We start from the raw sequence: 12,658 nt of genomic DNA on the forward strand, positions 1-12,658 counted from the left end.
GTTAACGTTTTATCCTGAAAAACATGACCAGCGGAGAGACCACAACCATGGCAACCATAGCCATTTGCGGCGAGAGAAGCTGTTGCGCTCCAACACAAACTCCGAGCACAATCAGGAACCACGGAATCCAGCCCGCAACATAAACCTGTCCCGCAGGCCCGAAAATAAAGCAGAGCAAAAGCCCGATCCAGAGCACATTCGGCTTGCTGCGGCGTAATTTTGTTCCCAGTATGAAAGGAAGGATTGTGGCACCGAGAATGATGATTGCGGTAAGGATGATGTTCACTGTGGATTGATCCATGGCAGGCTCCTTTTGATGATATGATTGACTTTTAGCCCAAGACCGGAAAACTTGGCAACTATGTAATGCGGGCTGCTTTTGGTAATATGAGTCAGCCCTTTAAACTTTGGAGATATAAATGAGAACTCTCGGTAACATCCTCTGGTATTTTCCTTTCTTCGGATTCATAAACGCGATCATGTTCTTCCTGCTCGGCTCATTGCTGGTACTGACTGTAGTGGCATCACCGCTGGGCTTGGGCCTCATTCAGTACAGCAAGTTCCTGTTCGCGCCTTTCAGCTGGTCCATGGTCTCCAAGGATGACCTCAATGTGGAGAGTAATCCCGCGTGGGAAGCCTATTCCACAATCATCATGATCCTCTGGATTCCTTTCGGGATCATCTTTTCGCTGATCACCATCACCCAGATAGTGGGGCTGGCCATATCAATTGTAGGTATCCCGGTGGCCCTCGTTTTAGCCAAGTCCCTGCGGACCATCTTCAACCCCGTGGACATGGTCTGCGTACCCGCTGTTGTTGCGCAGGAAGTGCAACGGCGCAAGGATGAGGATGCTATTAACAAGCATATCCGCTAGTTGTTGGAGTTTTGTTGGATATTTGGAAAGCCCCGTGCTCGGTTGAGTGCGGGGCTTTATTGCTGTTGCCTTTTTGATTTGCAGGTATTATTATTTTCCAATGACTAAAACATCAAAATATACTTTCGCCACATCAAAACGTCCCAAGGATAAAAAGGACATTTTGCGACGTCGTTTTGAGAATGCGAAAGCCTCCTTAGCTATTGAAGGGCTGCATTTGACTGCTGAGGAAATTAGCGTTTTTGAAGAGTGCATTCAAAAAGAATGTTCCTTTGAAGAACGGACTAATCTTTTGAAAGAACGGTTTCCGAATGCCAACGCGATACGCGCATAGAGACGCATACACATATGATAATTCTTCCGTTCTGATAAATAAGGGCGACCATAGAAACCAAGAGGCGCTTGATCAATTCGAGCGCCTTTCTGTTGCCAGCCGCATGATGCAGGATCTGCCGCAAGGACAATTTGACTACAAGCATCTTAAAGCAATCCATCAGCATTTATTTCAAGACGTTTATGACTGGGCAGGACAGGAGAGAAATGTATCCATAAGTAAAGGGGCAACTCTTTTTGCAAATCCTCGTCATATTGAAAGTACAATCACTGATATCTTGGATGAATTGAAAAAAGAGAATCATCTTATAGATCATGAACCTGCAGACTTTGTGGATCGGGCAGCTTGTTACATGATTGAGTTGAATCTTGCTCATCCATTTCGTGAGGGAAACGGTAGGGCTTTGCGTGGATTCTTATTTTTGCTGGCTGAGAATGCCGGGTATGGGATAGATGTTGAAAAGTTGCAGGCAGGGTGGTTGGAAGCCTGTATTGAAGGTGTGAGCGGGAGTGAGCAAGCTATGTGTGATGTGATTGCCGGGGCTTTGATTGTTTATGAGGATTAGATAATTTTCGGGCTAGGATTATAAATCTTAATTTTGGAGTCAGGCATGGAATCGATAACAACAAAAGCAATTGCAAGTGCGCTCGGTGGAATTAAAAGTGCGATTGATATTGCCACCAAGTTGAGTGAAGTAAGCGATGCAATCAAGCAAGCTGATTTAAAATTGCAGCTAGCAGAATTGGTGGAAAAATTGGCTGATGCCAAAATACAACTATCGAAAGTTAAAATTGAACTTAACGATAAAGATGAAGAAATAAGTGATTTAAAACAGCTGTTAAAGCAAAATGCAGAATTAAAATTTAATGAAAACTACGGGCTTTATGAAGCAGAAAAGGATGGAAAGACTGTTCGGTATTGTACTAAGTGCCATGCAGAAGGTAAATTAATTCCCGTACAAGAAACAGCTAGCAGGTTTGAATGTAAAAGATGTGATCAGACGTATCGCCGACCTGAGTATGTTCCCCAGACTAGGGTTATAAGAGGTGGCTGATTTTGTAATCGAAATTTGAATACATTTAAAAAAGCCGGGCCTCCTCACAGAGACCCGGCTTTCATCATTAACATCTTCAACAATCCACAAGCCTATTCAGCCTTCTTCTCTTCAGCTGCTTCAGCACCCTCAGCAACATCCTTCTTGGCATGAAGCATATCTTTTCTATCAACTTTATACTTGTCAGCTGCGGGCTTGCCGCGATTCTCACGCTTTTTCTTGGGCGGCTCGATGCTCATTTCGCATCCGGCCATGTTGCGGGCGAAGACGAGGTAGCCGGTGTGGGCTACCATGCGGTCTTCGGGGCGCAGGCGTTCAGCGATGGGCTTGTAGCGGCGAACTAAGATTTCGCAGACTTCCTGTTCTTCGAAGGGCGCGCTTTCCATGGCCTTCAAGAGGTCGCTGACCTGATTGGTGGTCGGCAGCAGGAAACCGCACATTGCGCCGGGGATAACCGCTTTGGGGATGTGGTGCAGAAAATCCCACGGGTTGGGTACGTCGAGGAAAAGGGCATCGCAATCGGAGGCCAGAAAGCCGTCCTCGATATCGAGGTTGAACTGCTCAACGCGGTGTGCAAGTCCGGCCCATTCTAAGTTCTTGTGGACCAGTTTGTAAAATTCGGGGCGTTTTTCGTGGGTGTAGACCTTGCCGGTATCACCTACGTAAAAGGCCAGTGCGGTGGTCAGTCCGCCGGAACCGGAGCCGGATTCTACCACGCGGCTGCCGGGACCGATACCCAGTTTGAGCAGCAGGTAGCTGATCTCTTTGGGGTACATGATCTGGGTCTGGCGTTTGAGACCCTTGATGATATCGTAGATGGTGGGTTTGAGGAGCTGGTATTTGTGGCCCAGATGGGTTTCCACAACCTTTCCGTACCCGGCGGCGAGGATGTTATCGGTATACATCATGCCGTCATGTGTATGTATTTCTTCCCCGGCATTAAGGGTGCGCAGGTAGCGCTTGCCTTTGGGGTTAACGAGCAAAATTAGTTGTCCAGCTTCAAGCATGAGACTTCCTCCTGAATTGATCTATGGCCCGATTACGGACGAAAACGCACAAAGTCAATAAAATAAAGAGCGGCACCTTCTTTGCGACCTTACATTACATATAGCTCTTGAGTTTTTTGACTTTTAAGAATAAGTGCTTAACTACCGCATTGAATGATATTTATCTTCGCGCAGCTATTTTTACACATCTCCCGCAAAAATTACAGTTTTGAATCAGGCTAGCACACTTGTCGAATTGACAACGGCGAAGCCCTACTGAAAAAGTTTGGGATTCTTAAACCCTTTTCAAAGGGTTTAAGCCGCCGGAGGCGAAATCGTTTCAATAAATAGCGCGAAGCGCATCAAATTTAATTACTTTTTTTGCTTCTTGATGAGGCCGTTATGGGTTATAGATATGTCTTCGGGCCGGTTTTTTCCGGCAGGATAGGGCGTTCACTGGGGCTGGACCTGCTTGGAAGCAGGGTTTGTTCCATGGATTGCGTGTATTGCGAAGTGGGCAAGACCGACAGGCTCACCGGTGAACGCGCTGTATATGTACCTGCGGCTGATATTCTTAATGAATTGGAAAACTGGAAGCAGGAAGGGCATGAATTGCCCGAAGTGATTACGCTGGGTGGTTTGGGAGAGCCGACCCTCAATGTGGAAATGCCCGAAATAATTCGTGGTATTAAAGAACTTTTCCCGTCTATGGATGTGGCCGTGCTGACAAACGCGACCACCATGACGGACCCCGAAGTGCGTAGGGAACTTAAGGAAGCCGACGTGGTGCTTCCTTCCATGGATTCCCTTGTTGCTTCGGAATTCAGGGCCATAAACAGACCGTGTAAAGGGGTTGACCCCACGGAGATTGCCAAAGCCCTGATCGAATTCCGCAAGGAGTTCAATGGTAAGATTTTTCTGGAAGTGCTCCTTTCAGGGGGATACAACGATTCGGATGAGAACCTTTCACTTATGAAAGATTTCTGTGCCGAACTTGCCCCGGACCGCATTGATGTGGTCACACTTTCGCGTCCCGGTACTCTGGAGAAGGCCGGTCCGGTTGATACCGAGACCCTAGGCCGCTGGAAAAAGGTTCTTGATGCCGCGCCCTGTAAAGACAGGGATTGCGGACCGGATACCGGAGCGAAGAAAAGGAGCGGTGCGGAGACTCCAGCCCATGTGCAGGGCGATGGTTCCCACGCAATTGACCGGATTCAGGCTTCTATCATGCGCAGACCGCAAACAGCGCAACAGCTCTCCGGAGCACTGGTTCTTCCCCTGGAGAGGGTGGAAGAGGTGCTTGCAGAGTTGGAAAAAAGCGGCAGACTGCACGTCAGGCAGACAGGAAATGACATCTATTACGATTGCAGGCTTGACGACGAATCATGAATTAGCTGCTGAATCCGGGGAAAATTTAAAAAACTTTTCTTTGGATTAGAACATGACAGGTAAAAAGATTAAGAAAAAAGAGAAAATGTTCATCAGCGTGCTTCCCGGCGAACAGGTGGAAGTCGCGCTGACTCAGGAAGGTCAGGTCATTGAGTATTACGTAGAAATGCTTCATCAGGCCAAGACCAAAGGTAACATCTACAAAGGTTACATCCATAACATCGATGCCGCGCTGCAGGCGGCTTTCATCAACTACGGGGCCGAACGCAACGGCTTTCTGCAGGTTGATGAGGTGCATCCTGAATACTATCAGGGCACCTACAAACTTAAGAAAGGACACCGCTACCCCCTGCTCCAGAAGGTACTCAAACCGGGGCAGGAAATCTTCACTCAGGTGGTCAAGGAACCCACCGGTAAGAAGGGTGCTTTCCTTTCCTCCTATCTTTCCATTCCGGGCCGTTATTTCGTGCTCACCCCCGGTCGTGAGCAGATCGGCATTTCCCGCAAGATTGAAGACGAGAAAGAACGCGAAAGGCTCAAGGAACTCATTGATGAGGTCAATCCTGGAGCCGGGGTGGGCGTTATCGTGCGTACCGCCAGCAAGGGCCAGAGCAAATCCGCCCTGCGCCGCGACTTCAAGTTTCTGACCCGTCTCTGGAACGACATTCGCGAAAAAGGACAGGATGCCAAGCCGCCGTCCCTCGTTTACGAGGAAATGGGACTGGCTGCCCGTTCCGTGCGTGACTACCTTTCTTCCGATGTAGTTGAAATCTGGGTGGATGATCAGGAAACTTTTGAGCAGGTCAAGAAGCTGGCCACGCTCTCTTTTCCGCGCCGTTCCAATCTGGTCAAGCTGCACAGCGATGCCGACAAATCCCTCTGGGAGCGGTTCAATCTGGTTAAGCAGATCGAGCAGATTTACGGCCGCGAGGTGAATCTGCCTTCCGGCGGACGTCTTGTTTTCGATCAGACCGAGGCCCTGACCGCAATCGACATCAACTCCGGCAAGATCGGCGGCGAGCGCAATTTCAAGGAAATGGCCCTCAAGACCAACAAGGAAAGTGCCGAGATGATCGCCCGCCAGCTCAAGCTGCGCGACCTCGGCGGTCAGGTGGTTATCGACTTCATTGAAATGAAGGACCCCAAGCATTGCCGCGAAGTTGAAAAGACCATGCGTGCCGCCCTGAAAGGTGACCGTGCGCGTACTGATGTCGGCCGTATTTCCCGTTTCGGACTCATGGAGCTGGTGCGTCAGCGTCTGGGATCGTCCGCAATTGCAGTCTCCACAGAAGCCTGCCCCTGCTGTGACGGAACCGGTATCCGTCGCAACATGGAATGGCAGGCCATGCAGGCCATCAAAGAAATTTACCGCATGCTGCGCAGGCCCAACTGTGAATCCCCGCTGGTTTACGAGGCCGAAGAAGAGCTGGCTCTCTACCTGCTCAACCACAAACGCGATGCTATCATCCAGTACGAAAAGATGTTCGATACCAAGGTCAATATCGAGATTCAGTGGAATGAGTAATTAATGTCTCCGACGGCCCTGCCGGGGGCCTTAAACCCTTTTGCAAAAGGGTTTAAGAATCCCAAAACCTTTTAGTATGGCTTCGCCGGAAGAAGATTTAAATAGTTTTTGTTCTCAGCCCTTAGCTAAAATTAATTAACGCGTTTTGGGAAAGGGGTGAGGAGTCCAGAGGAGAGGGGAAAACACTTTTTGGCGTTAGCAAAAGGGTTTTCCCCTCTCCTTTGGCCCCCGGAGGGAAAGATGTCTAAAAGAGTGTTGCTTCATTGTTGTTGCGGGCCCTGTTCTATCACCACTATTGACGTGTTGAGGGATCAGGGCTTTGAAGTTTCTGCCTTTTTTTACAATCCCAATATCCATCCTTTGCAGGAATATCTGCGCCGCCGGGACGGCTTTCTTGAAGTCTGCGATAAGATGGATGTGAAGGTCATCGGCAGGCTGGATGAATATGACTCCAAAAAATGGTTCCGCAATGCGGCTTTCCGCGAAGCGAACCGCTGCTTCCACTGCTATGCGGACCGTCTGGAACGGACTCTTTCCCTTGCCAAGCGCGGTAATTTTGATTTTTATACCACCACCTTGCTGTACAGTAAATTCCAGCAGCACGAACGTATCGCCGAACTCGGTAAAGATATGGCCGGAAAAAGCAAGTGCGAGTTCTACTATTACGACTTCCGAGAAGGCTGGAAAGAAGGCATAGAACGTTCCAAAGAAATGGATATTTATCGCCAGCAATATTGCGGCTGCCTGTTCAGCGAAAATGAGCGTTATGAGAAGGAGCTTGCGGGCAAAAGCTAGGCCAGCAATCTGAAAAAATCTTCGCTTGTTTTAATGCTTTTGAATAGTTATCTTAGACTGTAGCTTATGTATCTAAAAAGCAGTGCGTCTGTTTTTTTCTATATTTTGACAGCAACAGGGGGAGGTAAATATGGAAAAGCATCTTCTGGTTTGTGTTCGTGCGGATTGCACGGCTTCATATGCGGTCAGGTTTATAAAGAATTTTTTTCATTCGCCCTGTGATGTGCGTATTACCCTTTTTAATGTCGCGCCACCGAAGAATTCCTGGAGCAAGGGAACTCTTGCCAAGGGCCGTCAGCTGCTTGAAGATACCCGCAAATGGTTCATTGACCATAGTTTCTGCGATGAAAGCAAGATTGATATCAAGAGTATCTATTCCCGTGGCAATACCGCCCGCGAGATAGTGCAGGAAGGACACAAAGGCATGTATGACGCAGTCATACTTGGTCGCCAGTCCCAATCCGTGCTGGAAGAATTCTTCGATTACAGTGTCGGTTCCAAGGTTATCTGGGAAGAGATTGACTTTCCGCTCTGGTTCTGCAAATGCCCTGAAGAGTTGCCGCGTAAGGATGTCCTGCTTTGCGTGGACGAGGACGCCCCTTCGCAGAGGATTGCGGACCATGTGGGATTCGTGCTTGGGGATAATCCCAACCACGATATCACCATGTTTCATGTGCACGATTCAAAGGAAAAGGGCGCGGCGACCGTTGAGGATATTTTTGAAATTACCCGCGATCATCTTGAAGGCAACGGCATAGCTCCAGAACGTATCAAAGAGCTTGTTGTGGACGGTGATGATGTGGTTAAGGAAATTCTGGCGCAGGTTGCTAAAAAGCCTTACGCAGTAGTCGCTGCCGGACGCGGCAAGCATGATAAGAGTGCAATTGAGAAGCTTTTTCCCCGTTCGCTGAGCGTGAAGCTGCTGCATCAGCTTGAGGGGGCGGCTCTTTGGGTCAGCCGCTAATAGTTATCGAGAATAAATTTATTTCAACTAATAGGGATTCCAAAGGGGGTTATCCCCTTTGGCCGCCGGAGGCGAAATCAAATCGTCAAAAGCGCGAAGCGCATCCCATTCAAAGGTTTTCATATGGGAATGCCCCCGGCTTTTTTTAATGCTCCGCTGCTGCGCGGCGACGGCAGTGAGGCCAGAAATCTTCTGGTTTATATTCACGTGCCTTTCTGCAAGCGCAAATGCAACTATTGCGCTTTTCATTCCCAGCCTTTCGAGCAGGTAAGTTTCGCATGGTACATGAAAACCCTGCTGACCGAGATTGAACTCTGGGGCAAGCGGCTCAAGAATCCGCGCATCGGCACGGTCTATTTCGGCGGCGGCACCCCCAGCCTGATCCCGCCGTTTCAGCTGCAGCTGATCATGGATGCACTGCGCAAACATTTCAGCTTCACCAAGGGCATGGAAATAACCCTTGAAGCCAATCCCGATTCCGCCAACGACCTTTCATATTTCAAGGCCCTCTACGATATGGGCATCAATCGGCTCAGCCTCGGTTTCCAGTCCCTTGACGACCGCAACCTTGAGACCCTCGGCCGCCCGCATTCCGCAAGGCAGGCAGCCGAATCCTACTACATGGCCCGCAAGGCCGGGTTCGGAAATATCAGCGTTGACCTGATCTGGGGATTGCCGCGCCAGAAGGTCAAGGACTGGAACAACGAACTCAAGGCCGTGGTCCAGCTCAAGCCGGAACACATGTCCTGTTATGGACTGTCCATTGAGCCGGGTACGGTCTTCGGTAGACAGGCTAAAGAGATAGACATGGAATTGCCGCCTGACGGTGAGCAGGCCCGCATGTTTATTTACGGTGCCGAGTATCTGGAGGCCATGGGTTATATCCAGTACGAAATTTCAAATTTTGCGCGCATGGGCTTCATTTCCCGCCACAATCAGGGTTATTGGGACCGTCTCGACTACCTCGGACTCGGGCCTTCCGCAGTATCCACAATCGGTAACCGCAGATTCACCAATCCGCGCTATATGGATGAATATGACGCTGCAGTGCGCGGAGGTTTTGCCGGGGAGGATTTCGAAGAGCTTACCGATGAAATCAAGGCGCAGGAACTTATCATGCTTTGTCTGCGGACTACAAAGGGCCTCAGGCTTTCCGACTACAAAGAACTTACCGGGCGCGACCTGACCAAGGAAAAAGGTTCGATCATCAGCGCACTGCACCAGAACGGGCTGGTACGCATGAGTGCCGGATACCTGCGTCTGACCAAGAACGGCATGCTTGTTTCCAATTCTATTTTGGAGTCTTTGGCGTTTGGTTAAAGATGCCTCCGGCGGCCCTCCGGGGGCCAAAGAACCTTTTTTGAAAAAAAGGTTCTCTGGACTCTCCCAAAAACTTTTATTAGGGCTTCGCCGCTTTGTTTGGCTAATTGTTGTTTAGCTTGGAGTCACAAAACTCCAGTGCCGCCAGCACCGCTTTATCCATGTCATAGTATTTGTATTGCCCCAGCCTGCCCAGAAAGTGGACGTTTTCCTGCTTGGCAGCTTCTTCGAAGTATCGTTCTAGGCGTTTGCGGTCTTCGTCCGTGTTGACCGGGTAGTATGGCTCATCTCCCTGTTTCCATTTCATGGAAAATTCGCGTGAGGTGACGGTTCTGCCGCTTGTGTTCTCTCTTTCCGGGTGCAGGTGCTGATATTCGTGGATGCGGGTGTAGGGAACATCGATGTCAGCGTAATTCATAACCGATGTTCCCTGATAGTCGGGAACATCCTCAACCCGGTATTCAAAGCGCAGGGAACGCCATGTGAGTTCCCCGTGGCAGTAATCGAAATATTTGTCGATGGGGCCGGTGTAGTAGATTGCGCACTCTTGCGGAAGCGTATCTTTCAGTTCAAAGAAATCAGTATTCAGTCTTGTTTCAATCAGTTCGTGGTCAAGTATGCGTTCGAAGAGCTTGGTGTATCCATCCCACGGCAAGCCTTGGTAGCGGTCGGTGAAGTAGTCGCACTCAAAGGTATGGCGGAAGGGCAGCCGGGTGATGATGGACGCGTCCAGTTCTTTGGGGTCGCATTCCCATTGCTTGAGGGTGTAGCCCTTCACGAAGGCTTCATACAGTTCGCGGCCAATGATACTGATGGCTTTTTCTTCAAGGTTCTGTGGATCGGTGATGTCCTCTTCGGCACTTTTGCTGGCGATGAAATCTTCAACTTCGTGCGGCTTCAGACTGATTCCGAAAAATGAATTGATGGTCTGCAGGTTGACCGGCATGTGGAAGGTCCGGCCTTCATAGGTGGTCACAACTTTATGGCGGTAGCTGTTGAATTCAGTGAATTGGTTCAGGAAATCCCAGACACGCCGTTCTTTGGTATGGAAAATATGGGTGCCGTAGCTGTGGACTTCCACGCCTGTATCTTCATTAATATGGCTGTGGCAGTTGCCGCCGATATGGTCGCGTCTGTCGATAACGAGGGCTTTCTCGCCCAACTCTTCAGCAATTTGTCTGGCAATGGTACAACCAGTGATCCCCGCACCAACAACAAGATGTCTGCAACCTTCCATAAAAAGCCTCCAAAGATAAAGCCCGTAATATCTGTTAAGATACTACGGGCTTATTGATACCATGTCGAGCTTGTGAAGTTAATCAGCGAAGCTTAACAAAAGGTTTTGGGATTCTTAAACCCTTTTGCAAAAGGGTTTAAGGCCCCCCGGCAGGGTCGCCGAAGGCAAATAAACTATTTCATATACTTTAAGAACGGGTTGTCCTGAGAGAGGATCAGCCTGGTGTTCTCTTTGAGTCCGGCTTCGTATGCTTCGAGGGACTTCTTGAATTCGTAGAATCTCGGGTCCTTGCCGAAGCTGTCAGCATAGATTTTGGTTGCTTTACCTTCACCTTCACCGCGCAGGATTTCAGCCTTGAGGTTGGCGTCTGCGAGGGTGATGGCTCTTTCCTTGTCCGCCTGAGCAGTGATGCGGGCCGCTGCTTCACTACCTTGTGAGCGGTACTGCTTGGCCATACGTTCACGTTCCGCACGCATACGTCCGTAAATAGCACGGGCGTTTTCAGGCGGCAGGTCGGTACGTTTGATGCGTACATCAAGCACTTCAATACCGTAAGGTTTGAGCAGGGTGTTGGAAGTCTGGCTCACCTCTTCCATGATGGAAGTACGGTCGCTGGAGATGATCTCGATCAGCGTGTAGCGACCAAGGGCGACGCGCAGTTCCGCATAGATAATATCATCCAGCCGGGCCTGAGCACGGGGGATGGAACGAACGGTGCGGTAAAACAGCAAGGGGTCGGCAATGCGCCACTTGGAGTAGTTGTCCACAACCATGTTCTTTTTATCTTTGGTCAGGATTTCAGCCGGGCGGGCATCGTATTCCAGCAGGCGTGAATCAAAGTAGATCACGTTCTGGACAAAGGGCAGCTTGAAATGCAGCCCCGGTCCCATAGGCCCGGATTTGGGTTTACCGAGCTGAAGCACAATGGCCTTCTCGGTCTGTTTTACAATATATGCACTCTGTGCAATCCCCAGTACGGCAACAATAATCAACAGTGCCAGGGGAGCGGAACCTTTCTTGAGTAAACTCATATTCTTATCCCCTATTTTTTGCCGGTTTGGATGGGAAGTCCCTTTCCGTCCAGAGAGAGGAAAGGAAGTGCTTTCTTGGCCGCATCGTCAGAAAGGATGACCTTTTTGACTTCAGGATTGGACAGAATGTTCTGCATTGTTTCCAGATACAGACGTTTAACGGTGATATCCTTGGCCTTCTGGTATTCCTTGTAAACAGCCATGAAGCGTTTGGCCTGACCTTCAGCTTCGCGGATTTTGGTTTCCTTGTAGGCTTCAGCCTTGTTCAGGATAACCGCGGCCTGACCTCTTGCCTTGGGCAGGATGTCGTTGCGGTAGGCTTCCGCTTCGTTGATGTAACGGCTCTTGTCCTCACGGGCGGATGCAACGTCTTTAAAGGCGTCCACAACCTCGTTCGGCGGATGCACGTTCTGCAGCTGTACAGCCAGCACATTCACACCGAGTTTGTAGCGGTCTACAATTTCCTGCAACAGGTTGCGGGTCTCGGTCTGAATCTGGAGTTTACCGGTGGTCAGCGCCAGTTCGATCTTGGTTTTACCGATGATTTCGCGCATGGCCGCTTCGGCAGCGTCCTGAATGGTTTTAGGCTGGTTGCTGACTTCGAAAAGATAGTTCACCGGATCCTTGATCTGGTATTGCACGATGAACTGAACATCAACGATGTTCTCGTCACCGGTCAGCATAAGGGATTCCTCAGGCACGTTGCGCGACTGTCCTTGCGTGAAGGAGCGCGAGGAGCCATAGGAGCGGAAACCCACTTCCACACGTCTGATCTGTGTGACTTTAGGTTTCATGACCGATTCAATGGGAATCGGAAGATGGTAATGCGGACCCGGTGTAGTGGTGTCCACATACTTACCGAATCTGGTTACTACACCGACTTCATCCGGTTCTACAATGTAGACCCCGGAAAGAAACCAGAGCAGGATGATGCCGATGATGATGAATTTTCCGCCCGGCACGCCGGTTCCGCGGAGTTTTCTGATCGTGGAGTTGATATCGTCCACATTAGGCGGTTTCGGAGCTCCTCCGCCCCCACCGCCTTTATTCCTCTGCCGTTGTTCGGATAATTTGTCCCAGTCCCAGTTCATGTAAATTTGATAGGTGAGATGGACCGACATATCAAGGAAAATCGGATATGCGGGCCG

Annotated in this window: 14 protein-coding genes; 9 read left to right on the forward strand and 5 right to left on the reverse strand. The window is 49.8% G+C overall.

The window, feature by feature from the left end; all coding sequences use genetic code 11:
- Position 1: 1 nt before the first annotated feature.
- On the reverse strand, positions 2-301 hold the full coding sequence (locus FMR86_RS04020; RefSeq protein WP_163349801.1) for a hypothetical protein: 300 nt from the start codon (positions 299-301) through the stop codon (positions 2-4).
- Positions 302-419: 118 nt separating this feature from the next.
- Here FMR86_RS04020 and FMR86_RS04025 point away from each other — a divergent pair, with 118 nt between their 5' ends.
- The 4 genes from FMR86_RS04025 to FMR86_RS04040 all read left to right on the forward strand — a co-directional run bounded on the left by FMR86_RS04025 (position 420) and on the right by FMR86_RS04040 (position 2,263).
- Positions 420-875, forward strand: coding sequence for a YccF domain-containing protein (locus FMR86_RS04025; RefSeq protein WP_163349802.1), 456 nt, complete (start codon positions 420-422; stop codon positions 873-875).
- Positions 876-975: 100 nt separating this feature from the next.
- Positions 976-1,209: an antitoxin VbhA family protein gene (locus tag FMR86_RS04030; RefSeq protein ID WP_163349803.1), complete on the forward strand. Its 234-nt coding sequence runs from the start codon at positions 976-978 to the stop codon at positions 1,207-1,209.
- Positions 1,210-1,312: 103 nt separating this feature from the next.
- Complete coding sequence (locus FMR86_RS04035; protein ID WP_239057133.1) at positions 1,313-1,774, forward strand: Fic family protein; 462 nt, start codon at positions 1,313-1,315, stop codon at positions 1,772-1,774.
- Positions 1,775-1,819: 45 nt separating this feature from the next.
- Complete coding sequence (locus FMR86_RS04040; protein ID WP_163349805.1) at positions 1,820-2,263, forward strand: hypothetical protein; 444 nt, start codon at positions 1,820-1,822, stop codon at positions 2,261-2,263.
- Positions 2,264-2,355: 92 nt separating this feature from the next.
- Here the strand turns inward: FMR86_RS04040 and FMR86_RS04045 are convergent, their stop codons facing one another.
- Positions 2,356-3,270, reverse strand: a complete 915-nt coding sequence (locus FMR86_RS04045; RefSeq protein WP_163349806.1) for a tRNA (adenine-N1)-methyltransferase — start codon at positions 3,268-3,270, stop codon at positions 2,356-2,358.
- Between the two features lie 381 nt (positions 3,271-3,651).
- Here FMR86_RS04045 and FMR86_RS04050 point away from each other — a divergent pair, with 381 nt between their 5' ends.
- The 5 genes from FMR86_RS04050 to hemW all read left to right on the forward strand — a co-directional run bounded on the left by FMR86_RS04050 (position 3,652) and on the right by hemW (position 9,242).
- Positions 3,652-4,638 (forward strand): radical SAM protein, encoded by a 987-nt coding sequence (locus FMR86_RS04050; protein WP_163349807.1) that lies wholly within the window; start codon positions 3,652-3,654, stop codon positions 4,636-4,638.
- A gap of 52 nt (positions 4,639-4,690) precedes the next feature.
- On the forward strand, positions 4,691-6,163 hold the full coding sequence (locus tag FMR86_RS04055; protein ID WP_163349808.1) for an Rne/Rng family ribonuclease: 1,473 nt from the start codon (positions 4,691-4,693) through the stop codon (positions 6,161-6,163).
- A 240-nt stretch (positions 6,164-6,403) separates the two neighbouring features.
- Positions 6,404-6,958 (forward strand): epoxyqueuosine reductase QueH, encoded by a 555-nt coding sequence (locus tag FMR86_RS04060; protein WP_163349809.1) that lies wholly within the window; start codon positions 6,404-6,406, stop codon positions 6,956-6,958.
- Between the two features lie 130 nt (positions 6,959-7,088).
- A complete protein-coding gene (locus FMR86_RS04065; protein ID WP_163349810.1) occupies positions 7,089-7,922 on the forward strand; it encodes a universal stress protein in 834 nt (277 codons plus the stop codon).
- A 123-nt stretch (positions 7,923-8,045) separates the two neighbouring features.
- Positions 8,046-9,242: a radical SAM family heme chaperone HemW gene (gene hemW / locus FMR86_RS04070; protein WP_203544776.1), complete on the forward strand. Its 1,197-nt coding sequence runs from the start codon at positions 8,046-8,048 to the stop codon at positions 9,240-9,242.
- A 103-nt stretch (positions 9,243-9,345) separates the two neighbouring features.
- On the opposite strand, the gene glf is transcribed toward hemW, so the two are convergent.
- The 3 genes from glf to hflK form a co-directional block, all read right to left on the reverse strand.
- Positions 9,346-10,479: a UDP-galactopyranose mutase gene (gene glf, locus FMR86_RS04075; RefSeq protein ID WP_163349811.1), complete on the reverse strand. Its 1,134-nt coding sequence runs from the start codon at positions 10,477-10,479 to the stop codon at positions 9,346-9,348.
- A gap of 173 nt (positions 10,480-10,652) precedes the next feature.
- The gene (gene hflC / locus FMR86_RS04080) at positions 10,653-11,510 is read right to left on the reverse strand and encodes a protease modulator HflC (protein ID WP_163349812.1); all 858 of its coding nucleotides are present in this window, start codon (positions 11,508-11,510) and stop codon (positions 10,653-10,655) included.
- 11 nt (positions 11,511-11,521) lie between these two features.
- Entirely contained in the window at positions 11,522-12,601 is a 1,080-nt protein-coding gene (gene hflK / locus FMR86_RS04085) for an FtsH protease activity modulator HflK (protein ID WP_239057134.1), read from the reverse strand.
- Between the last annotated feature and the right edge of the window lie 57 nt (positions 12,602-12,658).

The sequence above is a fragment of the Desulfovibrio sp. JC010 genome (genome assembly GCF_010470675.1).
GTDB lineage: Bacteria > Desulfobacterota > Desulfovibrionia > Desulfovibrionales > Desulfovibrionaceae > Maridesulfovibrio.

Bases quoted from the DNA above. Each gene is read 5' to 3' on its own strand.
- FMR86_RS04040 (WP_163349805.1), top strand. From the start codon at position 1,820: ATGGAATCGATAACAACAAAAGCAATTGCAAGTGCGCTCGGTGGAATT.
- FMR86_RS04045 (WP_163349806.1), bottom strand. From the start codon at position 3,270: ATGCTTGAAGCTGGACAACTAATTTTGCTCGTTAACCCCAAAGGCAAG.
- FMR86_RS04030 (WP_163349803.1), top strand. From the start codon at position 976: ATGACTAAAACATCAAAATATACTTTCGCCACATCAAAACGTCCCAAG.
- FMR86_RS04055 (WP_163349808.1), top strand. From the start codon at position 4,691: ATGACAGGTAAAAAGATTAAGAAAAAAGAGAAAATGTTCATCAGCGTG.
- FMR86_RS04035 (WP_239057133.1), top strand. From the start codon at position 1,313: ATGATGCAGGATCTGCCGCAAGGACAATTTGACTACAAGCATCTTAAA.
- FMR86_RS04060 (WP_163349809.1), top strand. From the start codon at position 6,404: ATGTCTAAAAGAGTGTTGCTTCATTGTTGTTGCGGGCCCTGTTCTATC.
- FMR86_RS04020 (WP_163349801.1), bottom strand. From the start codon at position 301: ATGGATCAATCCACAGTGAACATCATCCTTACCGCAATCATCATTCTC.
- glf (WP_163349811.1), bottom strand. From the start codon at position 10,479: ATGGAAGGTTGCAGACATCTTGTTGTTGGTGCGGGGATCACTGGTTGT.
- hflC (WP_163349812.1), bottom strand. From the start codon at position 11,510: ATGAGTTTACTCAAGAAAGGTTCCGCTCCCCTGGCACTGTTGATTATT.
- hemW (WP_203544776.1), top strand. From the start codon at position 8,046: ATGGGAATGCCCCCGGCTTTTTTTAATGCTCCGCTGCTGCGCGGCGAC.
- FMR86_RS04025 (WP_163349802.1), top strand. From the start codon at position 420: ATGAGAACTCTCGGTAACATCCTCTGGTATTTTCCTTTCTTCGGATTC.
- FMR86_RS04065 (WP_163349810.1), top strand. From the start codon at position 7,089: ATGGAAAAGCATCTTCTGGTTTGTGTTCGTGCGGATTGCACGGCTTCA.
- hflK (WP_239057134.1), bottom strand. From the start codon at position 12,601: ATGAACTGGGACTGGGACAAATTATCCGAACAACGGCAGAGGAATAAA.
- FMR86_RS04050 (WP_163349807.1), top strand. From the start codon at position 3,652: ATGGGTTATAGATATGTCTTCGGGCCGGTTTTTTCCGGCAGGATAGGG.